Origin of the sequence: Pseudomonas sp. PGPPP4 (assembly GCF_002256045.1) — a bacterium.
Classification (GTDB): Bacteria; Pseudomonadota; Gammaproteobacteria; order Pseudomonadales; family Pseudomonadaceae; genus Chryseomonas; species Chryseomonas oryzihabitans.
The window spans coordinates 303,369-324,045 of record NZ_NKID01000001.1; the positions used below are offsets into that span (position 1 = coordinate 303,369).

Annotated in this window: 16 protein-coding genes and 3 tRNA genes; 10 read left to right on the forward strand and 9 right to left on the reverse strand. The window is 66.4% G+C overall.

The window, feature by feature from the left end:
* Positions 1–22: 22 nt before the first annotated feature.
* Positions 23–1,804: a type IV pilus assembly ATPase TfpB gene (gene tfpB / locus CFE50_RS01320; protein WP_027598246.1), complete on the reverse strand. Its 1,782-nt coding sequence runs from the start codon at positions 1,802–1,804 to the stop codon at positions 23–25.
* Positions 1,805–1,993: 189 nt separating this feature from the next.
* Entirely contained in the window at positions 1,994–3,343 is a 1,350-nt protein-coding gene (locus CFE50_RS01325; RefSeq protein WP_286729789.1) for a CYTH domain-containing protein, read from the reverse strand.
* Between the two features lie 170 nt (positions 3,344–3,513).
* Between CFE50_RS01325 and argE the strand changes: the two genes are divergently transcribed.
* Positions 3,514–4,674: an acetylornithine deacetylase gene (argE, locus tag CFE50_RS01330; protein ID WP_286729792.1), complete on the forward strand. Its 1,161-nt coding sequence runs from the start codon at positions 3,514–3,516 to the stop codon at positions 4,672–4,674.
* Between the two features lie 163 nt (positions 4,675–4,837).
* Positions 4,838–6,136 (forward strand): amino-acid N-acetyltransferase, encoded by a 1,299-nt coding sequence (gene argA, locus CFE50_RS01335; protein ID WP_007161264.1) that lies wholly within the window; start codon positions 4,838–4,840, stop codon positions 6,134–6,136.
* Positions 6,137–6,899: 763 nt separating this feature from the next.
* On the opposite strand, the gene gshA is transcribed toward argA, so the two are convergent.
* From gshA to CFE50_RS01350, 3 genes are all read right to left on the reverse strand, one after another.
* Positions 6,900–8,477, reverse strand: coding sequence for a glutamate--cysteine ligase (gene gshA / locus CFE50_RS01340; protein WP_286729796.1), 1,578 nt, complete (start codon positions 8,475–8,477; stop codon positions 6,900–6,902).
* 210 nt (positions 8,478–8,687) lie between these two features.
* Positions 8,688–9,071: a PaaI family thioesterase gene (locus CFE50_RS01345; RefSeq protein ID WP_052504088.1), complete on the reverse strand. Its 384-nt coding sequence runs from the start codon at positions 9,069–9,071 to the stop codon at positions 8,688–8,690.
* Positions 9,072–9,073: 2 nt separating this feature from the next.
* Entirely contained in the window at positions 9,074–11,392 is a 2,319-nt protein-coding gene (locus tag CFE50_RS01350) for a Tex family protein (RefSeq protein WP_286729800.1), read from the reverse strand.
* A 175-nt stretch (positions 11,393–11,567) separates the two neighbouring features.
* Here CFE50_RS01350 and ompR point away from each other — a divergent pair, with 175 nt between their 5' ends.
* Positions 11,568–12,302: an osmolarity response regulator transcription factor OmpR gene (ompR, locus tag CFE50_RS01355; protein ID WP_027598251.1), complete on the forward strand. Its 735-nt coding sequence runs from the start codon at positions 11,568–11,570 to the stop codon at positions 12,300–12,302.
* 38 nt (positions 12,303–12,340) lie between these two features.
* On the opposite strand, the gene CFE50_RS01360 is transcribed toward ompR, so the two are convergent.
* The gene (locus CFE50_RS01360; protein WP_286729802.1) at positions 12,341–13,213 is read right to left on the reverse strand and encodes an undecaprenyl-diphosphate phosphatase; all 873 of its coding nucleotides are present in this window, start codon (positions 13,211–13,213) and stop codon (positions 12,341–12,343) included.
* Between the two features lie 137 nt (positions 13,214–13,350).
* On the opposite strand from CFE50_RS01360, the gene CFE50_RS01365 reads away from it, so the two are divergent.
* On the forward strand, positions 13,351–14,670 hold the full coding sequence (locus CFE50_RS01365; RefSeq protein WP_027603085.1) for an ATP-binding protein: 1,320 nt from the start codon (positions 13,351–13,353) through the stop codon (positions 14,668–14,670).
* A 170-nt stretch (positions 14,671–14,840) separates the two neighbouring features.
* Here CFE50_RS01365 and rimK read toward each other — a convergent pair whose 3' ends face one another.
* Genes rimK through rimA form a run of 3 tightly spaced genes read right to left on the reverse strand, consistent with a single transcriptional unit; the run spans position 14,841 to position 17,011 of the window.
* Positions 14,841–15,746 carry a 30S ribosomal protein S6--L-glutamate ligase gene (gene rimK / locus CFE50_RS01370; protein WP_027598254.1) on the reverse strand — a complete coding sequence of 302 codons (906 nt, stop codon included), beginning with the start codon at positions 15,744–15,746 and terminating at the stop codon, positions 14,841–14,843.
* On the reverse strand, positions 15,743–16,219 hold the full coding sequence (rimB, locus tag CFE50_RS01375; RefSeq protein WP_027598255.1) for a retropepsin-like aspartic endopeptidase RimB: 477 nt from the start codon (positions 16,217–16,219) through the stop codon (positions 15,743–15,745). Before rimB ends, rimK begins: the two co-directional genes overlap by 4 nt.
* 15 nt (positions 16,220–16,234) lie before the next feature.
* Positions 16,235–17,011, reverse strand: coding sequence for a S6 modification regulatory phosphodiesterase RimA (gene rimA / locus CFE50_RS01380; RefSeq protein WP_027603086.1), 777 nt, complete (start codon positions 17,009–17,011; stop codon positions 16,235–16,237).
* 88 nt (positions 17,012–17,099) lie between these two features.
* Here rimA and CFE50_RS01385 point away from each other — a divergent pair, with 88 nt between their 5' ends.
* The 6 genes from CFE50_RS01385 (at position 17,100) to CFE50_RS01410 (ending at position 20,657) form a co-directional block, all read left to right on the forward strand.
* Positions 17,100–17,513 (forward strand): RNA-binding S4 domain-containing protein, encoded by a 414-nt coding sequence (locus CFE50_RS01385; protein ID WP_502694660.1) that lies wholly within the window; start codon positions 17,100–17,102, stop codon positions 17,511–17,513.
* Between the two features lie 106 nt (positions 17,514–17,619).
* Positions 17,620–18,513: an Hsp33 family molecular chaperone HslO gene (gene hslO, locus CFE50_RS01390; RefSeq protein ID WP_286729812.1), complete on the forward strand. Its 894-nt coding sequence runs from the start codon at positions 17,620–17,622 to the stop codon at positions 18,511–18,513.
* A gap of 104 nt (positions 18,514–18,617) precedes the next feature.
* On the forward strand, positions 18,618–20,159 hold the full coding sequence (locus CFE50_RS01395; RefSeq protein ID WP_278440353.1) for a phosphoenolpyruvate carboxykinase: 1,542 nt from the start codon (positions 18,618–18,620) through the stop codon (positions 20,157–20,159).
* A gap of 220 nt (positions 20,160–20,379) precedes the next feature.
* A tRNA-Tyr gene (locus CFE50_RS01400) sits at positions 20,380–20,464 on the forward strand.
* 23 nt (positions 20,465–20,487) lie between these two features.
* Positions 20,488–20,561, forward strand: a tRNA-Gly gene (locus tag CFE50_RS01405).
* A 20-nt stretch (positions 20,562–20,581) separates the two neighbouring features.
* Positions 20,582–20,657 (forward strand) — tRNA-Thr (locus tag CFE50_RS01410).
* Positions 20,658–20,677: the final 20 nt, after the last annotated feature.

The following is a 20,677-nucleotide window of genomic DNA, read 5'->3' on the forward strand; positions in this document are numbered from 1 at the left end:
TTCCGCTCGCGGGCTGCTGGACCTAACGTTCGCTCTGGGGCGTGACGCGCAGGACTTCTTCCACGGTGGTGAAGCCGGCGGCGATCTTTTGCGCACCGGACAGCCGCAGGCTGCGCATGCCTTCCTTGAACGCCTGCCGCCGCAGCGCGGTGATGTCGGTATCCGCCGTCACCAGTTCGCGCAGACTATCGGAGAGGGTGAGGATTTCGTATACCCCGGCACGACCGCGATAGCCGGTGTCCCGACATTCCGGGCAACCCACCGGCTGCATGGCGCCGGTGGGCAGCGGGGCGTTCCACGGCTTGGTCAACTCCTGCCAGGCGGCCGGATCCAGTTCGGTGGGCGTCTTGCAGGCCGGGCAGAGGGTCCGCACCAGCCGCTGGGCCATGACGCCGAGCACCGTGGCGCGGATCAGGTAGTAGGGCACGCCCAGTTCGATCAGGCGGCTCACCGAGCTGGGGGCATCGTTGGTGTGCAGGGTGGAGAGCACCAAGTGCCCGGTCAGGGCCGCCTGGATGGCCATCTCGGCGGTTTCCAGGTCGCGGATCTCGCCGATCATGATGATGTCCGGGTCCTGCCGCATCAGCGCCCTGACGCCACTGGCGAAGGTCACCTCGATGTTGGGCTGCACCTGCATCTGGTTGAAGGCGTCCTCGACCATCTCGATGGGGTCTTCGATGGTGCAGACGTTGACCTCGGGCGTGGCCAGCTGCTTGAGGGTGGTGTACAGCGTGGTGGTCTTGCCCGAACCGGTGGGGCCGGTGACCAGGATGATGCCGTTGGGTTGCCCGGTCATGCCGGCCCAGCGGCGCAGGTCGTCGGCGGAAAAGCCGAGCTGGTCGAAGCTTTTGAGCAGCACGTCCGGGTCGAAGATCCGCATCACCAGCTTTTCGCCGAAGGCGGTGGGCATGGTCGACAGGCGCAGTTCGACTTCCTTCTCGCCGGCCATGCGCGTCTTGATCCGGCCGTCCTGGGGCTTGCGCTTCTCGGCGACGTTCATCCGGCCGAGGTTCTTGATCCGGCTGACCACCGCCAGGGTGACCTGGGCCGGGAATTGGTAGACGGTGTGCAGCACCCCGTCGATGCGAAAGCGCACCGCGCCCTGCTCGCGACGCGGCTCGACGTGGATATCGCTGGCGCGCTGCTGGAAGGCGTACTGGAACAGCCAGTCGACGATGTTGACGATGTGGGCGTCGTTGGCATCCGGCTCGCCGTCGGCGGCGCCGAGATTGACCAGCTGCTCGAAGTTGCCGACGCCGCTGGTCTTCTGTTCCACCGCCGAGGCGCCGGTGACCGAGCGCGCCAGGCGAAAGAATTCCTGGGTGTAGCGGGTGATGTCCGCCGGGCTGGCCACCACGCGCTTGATCGGCCGTTGCAGCACATGGGTGAGGTTGCTCTCCCAGCTGTGCACGAAGGGCTGGGCGCTGGCCACCGTCACCTCGTCCGGGCTCACCGCCACGGCGAGGATCTTGTTGCGCTGGGCGAAGGCGTAGGACATCAGCGGGGTGACCGAGGCCACGTCCACCTTGAGCGGATCGATGCGGTAGAAGGGCTGGCCCGAATACTCGGCGAGCCAGCGGGTGAGGCTGTCCAGATCCAGCTTGCGCCCTGGGCGACTGAGGTCGTCCACGCTCTGCGCCGCCAGGAACTCCAGCGGATGCTGCTGCGGATTGGCCGAGCCGCGGCGCAGGAGCAGGCACTGTTCGGCGGTCTGCTGGTCGATCCGCTGCTGGCTGACCAGCTCGCGCAGGATGTCGCCCAGGTCGAGCCAACGATCAGCGGAAGGGGAAGCTATGGCGGACATCTGGACTCCTTGAAAAGGTGGTCGCACTCGGGGTGGCGCCCGGTGCCTGACCGGGGACGACCCGCCTGCGGTACCCGCCAGGTTGGTCGCCTCCTCCAGCATAGCGATTTTGTATTAAGGAATCGCTCGCGGCCTTGTGCCATCAGGATGGACGGCCGGATGCGCCAGGCGTTCCTGCCATTCGGCAGCTCAGGCCAGGGCTTTCCAGGGCGCCAGGCCATGCACCAGGCGCGCCTGCTCGGCCACCCCGGCGAGATCGCCATGGGCGCTCAGCGGCGCCAGCTTGCCCAGTTCGCCATACAGCCGATCGGCTTCGGGCAGGTCCAGTGCGCCCCGCGCCAGGTGCAGCCAGACCTGCATGCGCTCCAGGCGCGGCAGCTGCTGCTCGATCAACTCGGGTTCGGTGATGGCGCGCAGCAGCGGCAGCTCGGCCGCTTCCAGGGCCAGGAAGCGCGGCAGCCACTGGCCCAGGGGCGTCGCGCCCTGGCGCTCGCCACGGCCGGTGCGACCCTGGGTCCAGGCGCGCTCGTGCAGCCAGCGCGCAGCGCGCAGGGAGAACAGGCCCCAGCGCGGCTGCTCCAGTTCGGCGGCGAAGCGCTGCGGTGCCTGGCGGCGGGCCTCCTCGTCGTCCTGGCCGATGGCGGCCAGCGGTCGCCAGTCGGCGAGCAACTCGTCGAGGGCCTGGCGCAGGTCGCGGCTGGTGGCCCGCGGAGCGGCCTGGCCAAGGCTGCCGAGCAGGGCGCGCAGGTCGATCAGCTGGTGCACCCAGTCCACCAGCAGGCGCCAGTGGCCATTCCAGCGATACTGTTCGGCCAGGCGCTGGCTGCCGGCCAGCAGGTGCCAGCCGAGGCGGGCGACGGCCTCGTCCAGCGGCGTCTCGGCGTCGAGTTCCGGCGCGGACAGGTAGAGGGTGTAGCTCGCCGCATCGTGCAGGCGATAGCCGCGCTCGGCCTTGCTGATGTCGCAGGGCATCAGCGGGAATTCGGTGGCCAGCTGCTCGGCCAATTCCAGCAGCGCGGCCGGTTCGCCCTGGCGCAATTCCAGCTCGACCTCGGCGATGGCCTCGCGCTGGTCGCCGGCACGCACCTCGCCCTGGTCGAGGGCGACTTCGATGATGGTCCGGGCCTTGCCCCGGCCCCAGGCGATCTCCGCGGCGTCGCGGACGAAATCGGTGTCGAACACCGGCTGCAGGCGGCGCAGGTCCAGGTCGGCCAGTTCCGCCGGCCAGCAGCTGTCGTCGAACAGCGCGGTGTCCAGGGTGGCATCGGCCAGCGGCCATTCCCATTCGTTGCGCTCGGACAGCCCGGCCAAGCTCTGGCCGCGACTCTTGAGCGTCTGAATGAAGCGCTCGCCATCACGCCGTACGCGCAGGGCGACCTTGGCGTGGGCCAGGTCGCGGGTGTCGGTGTCGTAATAGCAGTTGGACAGCTCGTGGCGCTGCCAGCCGTCCTTGCAACGCTTCTTCAGCAGCGGATGAGCGCGCAGGGCGTCGAGGGTGGCCGCACTGGCGCGCAGCTTGATTTCGGTTTCTTTGGCCATTGGAGGATCCTGGCGCCGGAAGAGAACGGTCCGGCTCCGTGCCGAGCGCGTCATGACGACGGACGGCGAGAACGTGGGTGCTAGTTTAGCCCGTCCCGCCCCCCTGGCGCATGAAGGTTTCATCGCGCGGCGGATGGCGCCATGATGGAGGCGTGACCAGGAGACCCCGCATGACCCTGCCCGCGCTGAAAGCTCTGTTCTCGACCCTGATCGCCGAAAGCTCGGTGAGCTGCACCCAGCCTGCCCTGGACCAGTCCAACGCCGGCGTCATTGCCCGCCTGAGTGACTGGTTCGGCGCCCTGGGCTTCGCCTGCGAGACCCAAGAAGTAGCACCCGGCAAGTTCAACCTGATCGCCACCCTGGGCAGCGGGCCGGGCGGCCTGGTGCTGGCCGGCCATACCGATACCGTGCCCTATGACGCCGCCCTCTGGCAGGCCGATCCCCTGCGTCTGCGCGACGCCGACGATCGCTGGTACGGCCTGGGCAGTTGCGACATGAAGGGCTTCTTCGCGCTGATCCTCGAGGCGGTGCGCGAACTGGATCCGCGGCAGTTGCGCCAGCCGCTGATCGTGCTGGCCACCTGCGATGAGGAATCCTCCATGGACGGCGCCCGGGTGCTGGCCGAAGCCGGCCGCCCCCTGGGCCGCGCCGCGGTGATTGGCGAGCCGACCGGATTGCGGCCAATCCGCCTGCACAAGGGCATCCTCATGGAGCGCATCGACATCCTCGGCCAGAGCGGCCATTCCTCCGATCCGAGCCTGGGTCACAGCGCCCTGGACGCCATGCAGGCGGTGATGGGCGAGCTGCTCGACCTGCGCGCCCAGTGGCAGCGCGAATACCGCAATCCGCTGTTCCTGGTGCCCCAGCCGACCCTCAACCTCGGCTGCATCCATGGCGGCGACAATCCCAACCGCATCTGCGGCCAGTGCGCCCTGGAATTCGACCTGCGCCCCCTGCCGGGCATGCAGCCCGAAGCCCTGCGCCAGGCCATCCGCGGGCGGCTGCTGCCGGTCGCCGAACGCTTCGAGGTGCGGATCGACTACCAGCCGCTGTTTCCCGCCGTGCCGCCCTTCGAGCAGTCCGCCGAGGCCGAACTGGTGCGCCTGGCCGAGCGGCTCACCGGCCATAGCGCCGAGGCCGTGGCCTTCGCCACCGAGGCGCCCTATTTGCAGGCGATCACCCAGGAGGTGCTGGTGCTCGGCCCCGGCGACATCAGCTGCGCGCACCAGCCCGAGGAGCACCTGGCGCTGGCGCGGATCGCGCCTACCGTCACGCTGCTGCAGCAGTTGATCGGCCACTACTGCCTGGGCGCGGCCGCCGCGGTCCGATGAACAGGCCCGCGCGTTCGGCGTGACTTTTTGTAAACTCCAGACGGTCTACTGAGGCTGTCTGCCCATCCGCTCCCTGTCGAGGAACCCCCGTGCTGCGACGACGCTGAACGCCCTGCCTGCCCTCGTTCACCCTCCCGCCTATCCTCCAAGGGTCTTCGTCTCGATGCACGAATACGTCAACTGGCTCCGCCACGCCTCGCCCTATATCAACGCCCACCGCGACGCCACCTTCGTCGTCATGCTGCCCGGTGACGGCGTCGCCCACCCCAACTTCGGCAACATCGTCCACGACCTGGTGCTGCTGCACAGCCTGGGGGTGCGTCTGGTGCTGGTGCACGGCTCCCGTCCGCAGATCGAATCGCGCCTGGCCGCGCGCGGCATCGAGCCGCGCTTCTACAACGACCTGCGCATTACCGACGGCCCGACCCTGGAAGCGGTGATCGATGCCGTCGGCAGCCTGCGCAGCGCCATCGAAGCGCGCCTGTCCATGGACATGGCCGCCTCGCCCATGCAGGGCTCGCGGCTGCGCGTCGCCAGCGGCAATCTGGTCACCGCCCGTCCGGTCGGGGTGCAGGATGGCGTCGACTTCCACCACACCGGCGAAGTCCGCCGCATCGACCGCCGCGGCATCGGCCGCCTGCTCGACGAGCGCACCATCGTGCTGCTCTCGCCGCTGGGCTATTCCCCTACCGGCGAGACCTTCAACCTGGCCTGCGAAGATGTCGCCATGCGCGCCGCCATCGATCTGGGCGCCGACAAGCTGGTGCTCTACGGCGCCGAACCGGGCCTGCTGGACGAACACGGCGCCCTGATCCGCGAGATCGGCCCGCAGCAGATCCCCACCCATCTGGCGCGCCTGGGCAGCTCCTACCAGGCCGAACTGCTCGACGCCGCTGCCCAGGCCACCCGCGGCGGCGTACGCCGCTGTCACATCGTCGGCTACGCCGAGGATGGCGCCCTGCTCACCGAACTCTTCACCCGCGCCGGCAGCGGCACCCTGGTGGCCCAGGAGCCTTTCGAGACCCTGCGCGAGGCGACCATCGCCGACGTCGGCGGCCTGATGGAGCTGATCCGCCCGCTGGAAGAGCAGGGCATCCTGGTGCGCCGTTCCCGCGAGGTGCTGGAGCGCGAGATCGAGCAATTCAGTATCGTCGAACGCGAAGGCCTGATCATCGCCTGCGCGGCGCTCTATCCCATCGCCGACTCAGCAGCGGGCGAACTGGCCTGCCTCGCGGTCAATCCCGACTACCGCCACGGCGGTCGCGGCGACGCCCTGCTGGCCCGCATCGAACAACGCGCCCGCGAGCGCGGCCTGAGCACCCTGTTCGTGCTCACCACCAAGACCGCCCACTGGTTCCGCGAACGCGGCTTCGAACCCAGCAGCGTGGAGCGGCTCCCTGCGGCGCGGGCATCGCTGTACAACTTTCAGCGCAATTCGAAGATCTTCGAGAAGGGGTTGTAAGGGCGCGCTCGTAGGTTGGGCTGAGACGGCTGCATCGTCGAAGCCCAACGTTACAAAGCCCCTCGTCATCGCGGCCATGGGCCGCTCCTACAGATTCAAGGCACACCCGTAGGAGCGGCCCATGGCCGCGATAGCGCAAGGTGGAGCTGGCCTTTCCTGCATCGATACCGGAAGGTGCACTCGTCAACCATCGAGTCGCCCACTGACGCCTGGAGACGTAGCGTGGAAAACCGCGCAGCGTTTTCCACTAATGGGCACCGCCGCTCTCAGTGGACAAGGCTTCGCCGTTGTCCACGCTACGGGCTACGGGCTACGGGCTACGGGCTACGGGCTACGGGCTGTTCAGGGTTCTTCATCCAGAACCTCCAGGCTGGCGAGTCGCCCCGTTCAGCAAGGCGAGCGCCAGTGTCGTGAAGTGGGTCGAGCCGCATGGATGCGGCGAGAGGTCCAGTGGGCCAAGGATGGCCCATCTGGACCGACCTCGGAACGGCGCTGGCGTGAGCGAAACGTAGCGTAGCGAAGTAACAGCCGTAGGCTGGCCCGAAGGGCGAGCAACGCGAGTCACCCGGAGCGCAGCGTAGGGCCGGATGGTCGGGGCAAGCGGTTTTGGTTACTTTTGCGGCGATTGGCAAAAGTGACTCGCCCGAGGGGGCGAAACAAGATCCACCAGCAGAACACGATAATCAGCTAGGGCACCAACAAACTCTTTGGCACCGCACCGTTGGGCTTCGACGATTAAACCGTCTCAACCCAACCTACGCATCTACACCCCGATCGTCGCCAGAATGCTCGCCTGATAGGCCGCCACGAAAGTATCGAAATCCCCCTGGGGCGCCGCCTCGATCTCCGCCTGCTCTTCCAGCGACTGGCGTGCCATCTGGGCATAGCAGGCCTGCTCGCCGGCGCTAAGCGGGTGGCTGGCGAAATAGGCCGCATGGGCCTCGCTCTGGCGCAGACCGAAGTCAGCGAAGCTCTCGCCGCGTTCGCGCAATTCCTGCAGCACCCGCGCCGAGGGGGTAAGGCGGACGTCAGCGACCTTCTGCCGCTGCACCGCCACCGCCCGGCGATGGGCGTCGACGCCCAGGCTGGCGTCCAGGGTTTCGGCGCAGCGCTCGATCTGGTCGAGCATCTCCGCCGCCCAGTCGATCATGGTCACCGAGGCGCCATGACGCTGCAGGCGCAGGCCGGGCTTGCGGCCTTCGCGCACCACGCTGGCGAAGTTGTCGGTGCATTCGCTGCACTCGCCGTTGAGCGGCGGGCTGCCTTCCAGGGCGCAATAGAGCAGGAAGGCGTCGAGGAACAGCGCGGCGGTGGTATCGATGCCCAACGGCAGGAAGGGGTCGATGTCCAGGCAGCGCACCTCGATGTACTGCACGCCGCGCGCCATCAGCGCCTGCACCGGCCGTTCGCCGCTGCGGGTGACGCGCTTCGGGCGGATGGTGGCGTAGTACTCGTTCTCGATCTGCAGGATGTTGGTGTTGAGCTGCACCCACTCGCCGTTCTGGTGCGTGCCGATCTCCGCGTAGGGCGGGTAGGGCGTGCCCACCGCGCGTCTCAGGCTCTCGGTATAGGTGGTCAGGTCGTTGTAGTCCGGCGTCAGGCTGGCCTGGGCGTTGCTCTGGTAGCCCAGGTCGCTCATGCGCAGGCTGGTGGCATGGGGCAGGTACAGGGTCCGCTCGTCGAGGGTCTGCAACCGATGCGGTCGACCCCGCAGGAAGCCTGCGTCCAGCACCGGCGAGGCGCCGAACAGGTACATCAGCAGCCAGCTGTAGCGGCGGAAGTTGCGGATCAGGGCGATATAGCGCGCCGACTGGTAGTCGCGGGCATCGCGGGCGTCACCTTCCTGCTGGCGCAGGAGCTCCCAGGCCGCTTCCGGCAGCGAGAAGTTGTAGTGGATGCCGGCGATGCACTGCATGGTGCGGCTGTAGCGCAGGGCCAGGCCGCGGCGGTAGACGTGCTTGAGCCGGCCGATGTTGGAGCTGCCGTAGTCGGCGATGGGGATCTCGTCCTCCGCCGGCAGCGCGCAGGGCATGGAGCCGCTCCAGAGACGCTCGCCGTCGAGTTCGGCGACCGCGGCGCGGTGCACCCGATCCAGGGCGTCCAGCACCTCGGGCGTGCGGGTGCCGGTGGGCGTGATGAATTCGAGCAGGGCCTCGGAGTAGTCCGTGGTGATCTGCGGATGGGTCAGGGCCGAGCCCAGCGCCCGGGGATGGGGGCGCTTGGACAGCTGGCCACGGGCATCCACCCGCAGGGTCTCGCGCTCGATGCCGTGCAGGCATTCGGCCAGAAGGGTGGGGTCAGCGCCGAGCAGGGCCAGGCGGCGGGACAGGATATCGCTCAAGTTGACTTCCTATGGCGGTACTCGCCCCGGGCAGGGTAGAAGAAACCGACTGAAATGAGGGTTGCCGGCCAGGGCCGACGCGGGGGCAGCAGTCACTGCTGCGGTCCGGGTTCAAGCCTCAGACCGCAACCCGCTCAGTTGTCTCCCAGCGTAGCTCAGGCGACGGCAAAGGGCGACATGCGCCGCTTCGCTGCCGCCCGCTCCGGCCGGTCACAGACAGGCGAAGGTCGCCTGGGCCAGGGCGATCAGCTTGTCGCCCTGATGCACCTGGGCTTCCAGCACATGGGTCTTGCGGCCCGGGTGGATCACCCGGGCGCGGCAGACCAGTTCGCCGTCGCTGACGCCACGCACGTAGTTGACCTTGCACTCCAGGGTCACGCTGCCGGCCTGGCCGTCGAACAGGCTGTGGCTGGCCTGGCCCAGGGCGGTGTCGATCAGCGAGAAGATGGCACCCCCGTGTAGCTTGCCGTGCAGGTTGATGAGCCTGTCCTGCACGCTCATGCGCACCTCGGACTCGCCCCCCTCGGCCTTGTGGATGGTCATGCCCAGCAGGGTGCTGAAGGCGCTGTCTTTGCCTGCGAGAGAACCGCTCATGCCTATTTCCTCAGTTGCTTGGCGTTGGCGAACAGGGACGCCATGGCATTGTTGGCCGGCGCGGCCTGGGTCTGGCGCGGAGCGCCCTTGTCGGTGCGCGGCTTGCCACCGTTGCCGCGGGCCTGGCCGCCGGGTTTGCCGTCGACCTTCTCGCCGGGAGTGTCACCCATGCGCATGGACAGTCCCACGCGATTGCGCGGCACGTCCACCTCCATCACCTTGACCTTGACGATGTCGCCCGCCTTGACCACCTCGTAGGGATCCTTGACGAACTTCTCCGACAGGGCGCTGATGTGCACCAGGCCGTCCTGGTGCACGCCGATGTCGACGAAGGCACCGAAGTTGGTGACGTTGGTGATGACGCCCTCCAGCACCATGCCGGGCTTGAGGTCGGAAAGCTTTTCCACGCCGTCCTGGAACACCGCGGTCTTGAACTCCGGACGCGGATCGCGACCCGGCTTGTCCAGTTCCTGGAGGATGTCGGTCACCGTCGGCAGGCCAAAGCTCTCATCGGTGAACTTCTTCGGATCCAGGCGCTTGAGAAAGGCCGAATCGCCGATCAGCGAACGGATGTCGCGGCCGGTGTCGGCGGCGATGCGCTGCACCAGGGGATAGGTCTCCGGGTGCACCGCCGAGGCGTCCAGCGGATTGGCGCCGCTCATGACGCGCAGGAAGCCGGCGGCCTGCTCGAAGGTCTTGTCGCCCAGGCGCGGCACCTTCTTCAGGGCCTCGCGGGTGGCGAAGGCGCCGTTGGCATCGCGGAATTGCACGATGTTCTGCGCCAGGGTGGCGTTGAGCCCGGAGATCCGCGCCAGCAGGGCGGCGGAGGCGGTATTCACGTCCACGCCCACGGCGTTCACGCAGTCTTCCACCACGGCGTCCAGGCTGCGCGCCAGCTTGAGCTGGGAGACGTCGTGCTGGTACTGGCCGACGCCGATGGACTTGGGCTCGATCTTCACCAGCTCGGCCAGCGGATCCTGCAGGCGGCGGGCGATGGACACGGCGCCGCGCAGGGAGACGTCCAGTTCGGGAAATTCCCGGGCGGCCAGTTCCGAGGCGGAATACACCGAGGCGCCGGCTTCGCTGACCATCACCTTGGTCAGGCCGAGTCCCGGGTACTTGCTGATCAGTTCGCCGGCCAGCTTGTCGGTCTCGCGGCTGGCGGTACCGTTGCCGATGGCGATCAGGTCCACGCCATGCTTGGTGCAGAGCACGCCGAGGGTGGCCAGGGTCTGGTCCCACTGATTGCGCGGCGCATGGGGATAGACGGTGTCGGTGGCCAGCAGCTTGCCGGTGGCGTCCACCACGGCGACCTTGCAGCCGGTACGCAGACCCGGGTCCAGCGCCAGGGTGGTGCGCGGACCGGCCGGCGCGGCCAGCAGCAGATCGTGCAGGTTGCGGGCAAAGACCGCGATGGCCTCTTCCTCGGCTTTTTCGCGCAACTCGCCGAGCAGGTCGGTTTCCAGGGAGGTATAGAGCTTGACCTTCCAGGTCCAGCGCACCACCTCGGAAAGCCACTTGTCCGCGGCGCGGCCCTGGTTCTTCAGCTCGAAATGCGCGGCGATCAGGCCTTCGCAGGGATGGGCGATGCCCGGGCCTTCTTCGCCGAGCTTGAGCGCGGCGCTGAGGATGCCCTCGTTGCGGCCGCGGAAGATCGCCAGGGCGCGGTGCGAGGGCACCGCCTTGAAGGGCTCGTCATGCTCGAAGTAGTCGCTGAACTTGGCGCCTTCGGTCTCCTTGCCTGGCACCAGGCGCGCGCTGAGGATGGCGTCCTGCTGCAGCACGCTACGCAGCCGGGCCAGCAGGTCGGCGTCCTCGGCGAAGCGCTCCATGAGGATGTACTTGGCGCCTTCCAGGGCGGCTTTCACGTCCGCCACGCCCTTGTCGGCGTCGACATAGCCGGCGGCTTCGGACTCCGGGGTCAGGGTCGGATCCTGCAGCAGCGCCTCCGCCAGCGGGCCGAGGCCGGCTTCCAGGGCGATCTGGCCCTTGGTGCGGCGCTTCTGCTTGTAGGGCAGATAGAGGTCTTCCAGGCGGGTCTTGGTGTCGGCCAGGTTGATCTCGCGGGCCAGCTCGGGGGTCAGCTTGCCCTGCTCCTCGATGGAGGCCAGCACCGCGCCGCGGCGCTCCTCCAGCTCGCGCAGATAGCGCAGCCGCTCTTCGAGATGACGCAGCTGGGTGTCGTCCAGGCTGCCGGTGACTTCCTTGCGGTAACGGGCGATGAAGGGCACGGTCGACCCTTCGTCGAGCAGGGCCACGGCGGCGGCGACCTGTTGCGGGCGGGCGCCGAGCTCTTCGGCGATGCGGCTATTGATATCCATCGGGCTACCTGGCTTGCACGAGAAAAAGCGGGCGGCAGTATACCCGAGCCCGCCAGAGCCCTGCCTCCCATGCCGGCACCGCCGCCCCAGAGTGGGCAAAATCTGCTAACAATGGCCCAATGCCGCGGTCGGATGGCCTACGGCATAATCCAGTGCTAGATCACAAGGAGATATTATGAGCACCCCCGTTGCCCCGGAAGGTGAAAAGATCCTGGTCGTCGACGACGACGCCCGGTTGCGTCGCCTCTTGGAGCGTTTTCTGGCCGAGCAGGGTTATCGCGTGCGCACCGTCGAGAGCGCCGAACAGATGGACCGCCTGCTGGCGCGCGAGGTCTTCAACCTGGTCGTGCTGGACCTGATGATGCCCGGCGAAGACGGCCTGTCCGCCTGCGGCCGGCTGCGCGAGAGCGGCAACCGCATCCCCATCATCATGCTGACCGCCAAGGGTGACGAAGGCAGCCGCATCCAGGGCCTCGACCAGGGCGCTGACGACTATCTGGCCAAGCCCTTCAATCCGCTGGAGCTGGTGGCCCGCATCAAGGCCGTGCTGCGCCGTCAGGCGCCGGTGGTGCCTGGCGCCCCCGCCGGGACCGACGAGGTGGTGACCTTTGGCGACTACGCCCTGCACCTGGCCACCCGCGAACTCAAGCGCGGCGAAGAGACCCACATGCTCACCACCGGCGAATTCGCCGTGCTCAAGGCCTTGGTTGACCACGCCCGCGAGCCGCTGACCCGCGACAAGCTGATGAACCTGGCCCGCGGCCGCGAATGGGACGCCCTGGAACGCTCCATCGACGTGCAGATCTCGCGCCTGCGCCGGATGATCGAACCCGATCCGTCCAAGCCGCGCTATATCCAGACCGTCTGGGGCGTGGGCTACGTCTTCGTGCCGGATGGCGCCGGCAAGTAGGATAGGTGCCGGGGCAGTCCGTCCCGGCAGATCCTTGCTTAAGCGAACAGCCCTTGGTGCACACCCACCAGCAGGAAAATCCCCAGCAGGGCGCGGTAGATGATGAAGGGCCAAGTCGAGAAGCGCTCCAGAAAGCGCATCAGGCCCCAGATCGCCGCGAAGGCCGACAGACTGGCCACCACTAATCCCACCAGCAGCAGCGACCAGGCTTCGGCCGGGATGTGCGCGTGCCAGAGCACCACCAGCTCCTTGAGTCCGGCCAGGGCGATGGCCGGCAGGCCGAGCAGGAAGGAGAAGCGCGCGGCTTCCTCGCGACGCAGATTGAGGAACATGGCCGCGGTCAGGGTCGAACCGGAACGGGACACGCCCGGAATCAATGCGCCCACCTGGGCGATCCCCACGATCAGCGCATCGCGCAGCCGCATCTGCGAGATGTCCCTGTTGTGCCGGCAGATCCGCTCCGCCAGCGCCAGCAGGGCGGCCATGGCCAGGCAGGCGTAGCCGATGACGCTGAGGCCCCGCAGTGGCGAGTCGCAGGCGTTGAGCAGGGGCGCCAGCAGCAGACCGGCGATGCAGATGGGAATGGTCGCCAGCACGATCATCACCGCCAGCAGGAAGTCCGGGCTGTCGAAGTCGCGCTGGCGCACCGCGGCCAGGCTGCCGCGGGTCACGCCACTCACATCGCGCCAGAAATAGCTGATCACCGCGGCCAGCGCCGCCATCTGCATGGCGGCGGAAAAGGCCGAGCCGGGATCACGCCAGCCGAGCAGGGCGGGTACCACCCGCATGTGCGCCGTGGACGAAATGGGAAGCAGCTCGGTGATACCCTGCACCACGCCGAGAAAGGCGATCTGCGCGTAGCTGAGCGAGGCGAAGCCGATGTCCAGGCCGGTCTGGCAGATGTCGGACACGAGAGAACTCCAGGTTGAAGGGAAGAAATGGACGAGCAAATGTATCCGAATGTGTCCGTGTCCGGTGGCCTATCTGGACCCTGCAATCCCAGAGGTTGTGATGGCTTTCGCGCCGTTTTGCGCGGAAATCCTGGCCAATGAAGGCGCCCAGCTGGTTTCCCCAGAGTTTCTTCGCCCGCTCGCTGTGGATGGTCCTGCTCGCGGTGCTGTTTTCCAAGGCGCTGACCCTGGTCTATCTGCTGCTTAACGAAGACGTCCTGGTCGATCGCCAGTACAGCCATGGCGCGGCCCTGACGCTCAAGGCCTACTGGGCCACCCCGGAGTCCGAGCGGCCGCGCATCGCCCAGGCCGCCGGTCTGCGTTATGAATCACCGGAAACCGTGCCGGCCGGCGAATACCACTGGCCCTACAGCGAGATCTTCGAGCGCCAGATGAAACAGGAACTGGGCGAGGAGACCGAGGTGCGGGTGCGGGTCCAGCACGGTCCGGCGCTCTGGGTGCTGGCGCCGAGCCTGGGACCGGACTGGATCAAGATTCCGCTGATGGCCCACCCGCTGCGTGGCCAGCACATCTGGAGCGTGCTCGGCTGGTTTTTCGCCATCGGCCTGCTGTCCGTGGGCGCCGCCTGGGTCTTCGTGCGTCAGCTCAACCAGCCCTTGCGGCGCCTGGTGAACGCCGCGCGCGAACTGGGCAAGGGCCGTAGCGTGCGGCTGCCGGAGACCGATGCCCCGAGCGAGATCCAGGATGTCTACCACGCCTTCAACCAGATGGCCGAAGACGTCGAGCAGGCCGGCCGCGAACGCGAACTGATGCTGGCCGGGGTCTCCCACGACCTGCGCACGCCCCTGACCCGCCTGCGTCTGGCGGTGGAACTGATGCCGCCGGCGGAGCGCGAAGAAGCCGAGGACATGATCCGCGACATCGAGGACATGAACGCCATCCTCGACCAGTTCCTCGCCTTCGTGCGCGATGGGCGGGACGAGCCCCAGGAGCTCACCAACCTCAACGAACTGGCCCGCCAGGTGGTGGCGCCCTACAACCAGGAGACGGAGCGGGTACGGCTGATGCTGGACGTGCTGCCGCCGCTGCCGGTGCGACGCATCTCCTTCAAGCGGCTGCTGACCAACCTGGTGGAAAACGCCCTGCGCCATGGCGGCGGGGGCGGTATCGAGGTGGTCGGGCAGGTTGCAGGCTCGGCCACGGCGCCCTATGTCGCCCTGAGCGTGATGGATCGCGGTCCCGGTATCGATCCCAAGGACCTGCAGGACATCTTCAATCCCTTCACCCGCGGCAATCGCGCCCGCACTGTCAGCGGCTCCGGGCTGGGGCTGGCGATCGTCAAGCGCATTGCCGCGCAGCACGGCGGCAGTGCCGAGCTGCGCAATCGCGAAGGTGGCGGGGTGGAAGCCCGGGTACTGCTGCCCCTGGGCCTGCTGCTGCCCCGCAGCGCCAGCTGACGCCGAACGCTGCTTCTGCACTTTGTAGGAGCGGCCGCATCGGCGGACCTCCATGGCCGCGATGCTGTGACATAGCGAAATGGCCTCGACATCGGGCTCGCGCGCGATCTATCAGGAGATAGGGAGGTTGGGCCAGACGCCAGCACAGCCCAACCTCCCAAACCACGGCCTCAGCCCTTGCCCTTGGTCCGTGTCAGCCCCGGCTCGGCGTTCTTTTCCAGGTATTCGATGATGATCCCGGCGACGTCCTTGCCGGTGGTCTGCTCGATGCCTTCCAGGCCGGGCGAGGAGTTGACCTCCATCACCAGCGGGCCGTGGTTGGATCTGAGGATGTCCACCCCGGCCACGCTCAGGCCCATGGCCCGGGCCGCGCGCAGGGCGGTCATGCGCTCCTCGGGGGTGATCTTGATCAGGCTGGCGGTGCCGCCACGATGCAGATTCGAGCGGAATTCCCCGGGTGCCGCCTGGCGCTTCATCGCCGCGATCACCTTGTCGCCGACCACGAAGCAGCGGATGTCCGCACCGCCCGCCTCGCGGATGTATTCCTGCACCATGATGTTCTGCTTGAGCCCCATGAAGGCCTCGATCACCGACTCGGCCGCCTTCTCGGTTTCGCAAAGCACCACGCCGATGCCCTGAGTGCCTTCCAGCACCTTGATCACCAGGGGGGCGCCGTTGACCATCTGGATCAGGTCCGGTACGTCGTCCGGCGAGTGGGCGAAGCCGGTCACCGGCAGGCCGATGCCCTTGCGCGAGAGCAGTTGCAGGGAGCGCAGCTTGTCGCGCGAACGGCTGATGGCCACGCTCTCGTTGAGCGGAAAGACGCCCTGCATCTCGAATTGGCGCAGCACCGCGCAGCCATAGAAGGTCACCGAGGCGCCGATGCGCGGGATGACCGCATCGAAGCCTTCCAGCGGCTTGCCACGGTAATGGATCTGCGGCTTGTGGCTGGCGATGTTCATGTACGCGCGCAGGGTGTCGACCACGACCACCTCATGGCCGCGGCTGACGCCGGCCTCGACCAGGCGCCTGGTGGAATACAGGTTGGGGTTACGCGAGAGAACGGCGATTTTCATGGGGCACCGGAGGCCGGAGTAAGGGACAACTGGGGTTTGTCTTGCGCATAGGAGACGGCCGGATTCACCAGCAGGCCACCATCGATCAACGCCTTGGAGCCGAGCAGCATGCGATAGCGCATGCTCTTGCGGCAGGCCAGGGTGAATTCCACCGGCCACTGGCACTCGCCCAGGGCCAGCAGGGTACGGATGACGTAACGGGTCTGGGCGATGCCATTGGAGCTGCGGATGGTCTTTTTCGCCACCAGCGGTGCTTCGCAATGGCGGTGCCGGGACTGGACCAGGGTGCCCAGGTGCACGGTGAATCTCACCCAGCGCTCCTTGCCACGCATGAACGGCTGGACTTCTGTCGCATGCAGCGCCGAGGTACTGGCGCCGGTGTCGATCTTGGCTCTCAGCCCGACCACGCCCAGATCGGGCAGGGCCACCCACTCACTCAGGCCGATAATGACCGGTTCGGCGGAATTGCTCATCGCTGCTCCTTGAAATCAGTGGCCTCCGCCTAAATGTTGCGGATCAACGAGCTGCTTGAAGGCTGGTTTGGCGAACAGATAGCCCTGCATCAGCTCGATCCCGAGGTCCCGCAGGCAATCGCGTTCGGCGACGGTCTCCACGCCTTCGGCGATCACCTGGGTACCCAGTTCGCGGCACATGACGATGAGGTTGCGCACGATGGTCCGTCGCACCTGATCCTGGTCGATGCCGCGGATGAGCGCCATGTCGAGCTTGACCAGGTCCGGCTGGAATTCGGCCAGCAGGGTCAGGCCGGAATGACCGGCGCCAAAGTCGTCGATGGCGGTCTTGAAGCCGAATTGCTGATATTCGCGCAGGATGTGCGTCAGGTGGTTGCTGGCCACGTGCTCGGTTTCCACCGTCTCGAAGATCAGGCGCTCCAGGGGAAAGCCATGCTCGCGCGCGGCGGCCAGAGTGCTGCGGATGCACAATTCCGGACGATAGACGGCGTTGGGCAGGAAGTTGATCGAGAGACTCTCCTGCATGCCCAGGGCCGCCGCGGTGGCGATGGCCTTGGTGCGGCAGAGCTGGTCGAATCTATAGCGGTTGCTGTCGGTCACCTGATTGAGCACCGACAGCGCGCCTTCGCCGCCTGGTCCGCGCACCAGCGCTTCCCGGGCGAAGACCGCGCCTCTGCCCAGATCCACGATGGGCTGATAGGCAAAGTCGAAGTCGAAGCCCAGGGGTTCCGACTGCTGGCACCCCGCGCAGCGGGTCTGACCGGTCAGGTCGGAAGGAAAGAATGTGGTCATGGCTCTCCAGAGGCGCGCTTGCAGCGTCGGTCCGATGGTTTAGAGTTCTTGAGAAGAGTCTAAGACCCAATAGGGGACCTTTTATTCGATGTATGCAGTAGATCACACTGAAGAACGGATGCGCCTTGATAAATGGCTCTGGGCGGCACGTTTTTTCAAGACCCGCGCGCTGGCCAAGGCGGCCCTCGAAGGCGGCAAGATCCAGTGCCGTGGCGAACGCTGCAAGCCCAGCAAGGAGCCGCGTGTCGGCGATGTCCTCACCATCCGTCAGGGCTATGACGAAAAGACCGTGGTGATCGTCGCCCTGTCGCAGAATCGCCGCGGTGCGCCCGAGGCCCAGCAGCTCTATACCGAGACGCCGGAAAGCCTCAAGGCGCGCGAGCAGGCCGCTGCGGCGCGCAAGGCGGGCAACCTCGGCCTGCAGACCGACGGCCGTCCCACCAAGAAGCAGCGGCGCCAGATCCACCAGTTCCGCGAGTACGTCCATCCGTTCGACGACTGATCCCGTCGCGACTCGCCGGATCCTCTCAATGGCCAGGTCCGCTCGGCGGCCCTGGCATGTGCCGCAGCGTCAGGCTTCGCGGCCTCCTTCCTTATATAGGTAGTTCATGACTTCCCACGATTTCACCCAGCGCTTCCTGTTCGACGAAACCGATGTCCGCGGCGAACTGGCCACCCTGGATCGCAGCTATGTCGAGGTCCTCGCCAAGCACACCTATCCCGAGCCCGTCGCCCAATTGCTGGGCGAGATGCTGGCGGCGGCCGCGCTGCTGTGCGGGACCCTCAAATTCGAAGGGCTGCTGGTGCTGCAGGCGCGTTCCAGCGGACCGATTCCGCTGCTCATGGTCGAGTGCTCCAGCGAGCGCGAGGTGCGCGGCATCGCCCGCTACGAAGAAAGCGAGATCACCGCGTCCGCCTCCCTGGGCGAACTCATGCCCGATGGCGTCCTGGCCCTGACCATCGATCCCCGCCACGGTCAGCGTTACCAGGGCATCGTCCCGCTGGAGGGCGCGAACCTGGCCGAATGCCTGTCCGGCTACTTCGCCACCTCGGAACAATTGCCCACCCGTTTCTGGCTGAACGCCGATGGTCGCCGCGCCCGAGGCCTGTTGCTCCAGCAGCTGCCGCCGTCGCGTATCAAGGATGCCCAGGCCCGCCAGGACAGCTGGGAGCACGTCGTCACCCTGGCCGATACCCTCACCGCCGAAGAACTGCTGGGCCTCGACAACGAGGTGATCCTGCACCGCCTGTTCCACGAGGAAACGGTGCGTCTGTTCGACGAGCAACCGGTGGACTTCAGTTGCAGCTGTTCCCGCGATCGGGCGGCCAACGCCCTCATCAGCATGGGGCAGCCGGACGTCGAGAGTCTGCTCGATGAACAGGACGGACAAATTCGGGTCGATTGTCAGTTTTGCAATGAGCAGCAGGTGTTCGACGCTGCCGATATCGCGCAGATTTTTGCGGGCGGCGGCACGCAAACCCCGGGAAATACCCGGCACTAGCCGTTGCAAAAGCCCGAAGGCTTTCTGGCATAATCCCGCAACGTGTAGTTCTGCCGTGTAAGAGCTACAAGCATGAGGAACGGCCCAGGGCCATGGGGAACGAAATGACGAAAGCCAACGTGTATACCGATATCAGCGTCGCGCAGTTAGTGGAAGAGTCCCTGCGACGTGGCGAAGGAGAGCTGGCCGCCAATGGCTCGCTGGTCGTCAAGACGGGGCATCGCACGGGGCGTTCGCCGGTAGATCGCTTTATCGTCGAGGAAGCCACCACGCGCGACGCCATCCACTGGGGGCCGATCAACCGGCCTTTCCCGGAGGAGAAGTTCGCTCCGCTGTGGGAGCGCGTCAGCGCCTACCTGGACGAGCGTGATCAATTCGTCTCCCACGTCCATGTAGGCGCCGATGTCGAGCACTACCTGCCCGTCGTCATGCGCACCCAGACGGCCTGGCACAACCTGTTCGGCCGCTGCCTGTTCATCAATCCGGCCGAATACAATCCCCAATCCAAGCCGGCCTGGGAGATCCTCAACGCGCCCGAGTTCGTCTGCGAGCCCGAGCGTGACGGCACCAATTCCGACGGTACCGTCATCATCAACTTCGCGGCCCGCAAGGTGCTGATCGCCGGCATGCGCTACGCCGGTGAAATGAAGAAGGCCATGTTCTCGGTGCAGAACTTCCTGCTGCCGGAAAAGGATGTGCTGCCGATGCACTGCGCCGCCAACGTGGGCGAGGAGGGGGATGTCACCCTGTTCTTCGGCCTCTCCGGCACCGGCAAGACCACCCTGTCCGCCGACCAGAGCCGCTACCTCATCGGTGACGACGAGCATGGCTGGGGCGTGGGCACCGTCTTCAACATGGAAGGCGGCTGCTACGCCAAGTGCATCGACCTGTCCGAGAAGAACGAGCCGGTGATCTGGAAGGCCATCCAGTTCGGCGCGGTGCTGGAGAACGTGGTCCTGGATCCCCAGACCCGTCAGCCCAACTATGCCGACGACAGCCTGACCCAGAACAGCCGGGCGGCCTATCCGCGCGAGCTGATCGACAAGCGCGCCGAGCACAACCTGGGTGGCGAGCCCAATGCGGTCATCTTCCTGACCTGCGACCTCACTGGCGTGCTGCCCCCGGTTTCCATCCTTAATAACGAGCAGGCGGCCTACCACTTCCTGTCCGGCTACACCGCCCTGGTCGGCTCGACCGAGATGGGTTCCGGTCCCGGCATCAAGTCGACCTTCTCCACCTGCTTCGGCGCGCCCTTCTTCCCGCGCCCGGCGGCCGAGTACGCCGATCTGCTGATCAAGCGCATCCAGGGTTTCGGCTCCAAGGTGTACCTGGTCAACACCGGCTGGACCGGTGGTGGCTACGGCGTGGGCAAGCGCTTCAACATCCCCACCACCCGCGCGGTGATCGCGGCCATCCAGAGCGGCGCCCTTATCGGTGCCGAGACTCGCCATGTGCCGGTCATCAATCTCGACGTCCCGGTCGCCGTGCCGGGCGTGGACAGCGTCCTGCTCAATCCGCGCGACACCTGGCAGGATGGCGCCGCCTATGACGCCGCTGCACGGGAGCTGGCCGGCAAGTTCGTCGAGAACTTCAAGAAGTTCTCCGGCGTCTCCGAAGGCATCGTGGCGGCCGGTCCCCAGCTGTAATCGGGGGTCGCCGTCTGCAAACAAAGGCCGCCGCTAGGGCGGCCTTTGTTTTTTAAGCTTTTTTTGCGTTTTGGGGTTGCGCACTCCGCCTTGGTTGCATAAACTGCGCCCGCTTTCGCTGATAACGCTAGCGAGCGAGGCGAAAGCACTGATTGTTAAGGAGATTTTAAAAAGATCCTTGACAAGAGGAGGGCGGATGAAGAAAATGCCGCCTCACTTTGGAGGGGTTCCCGAGTGGCCAAAGGGATCAGACTGTAAATCTGACGTCGCAGACTTCGAAGGTTCGAATCCTTCCCCCTCCACCAGATTGCTAGAGCGTTTAGGCTCTGCGGGTATAGTTCAGTGGTAGAACCTCAGCCTTCCAAGCTGATGATGCGGGTTCGATTCCCGCTACCCGCTCCAGTTTGACTGGCAAATGTTTCGCTCATGTAGCTCAGTTGGTAGAGCACACCCTTGGTAAGGGTGAGGTCAGCGGTTCAAATCCGCTCATGAGCTCCATCTTAAAAAGGCAGATATGA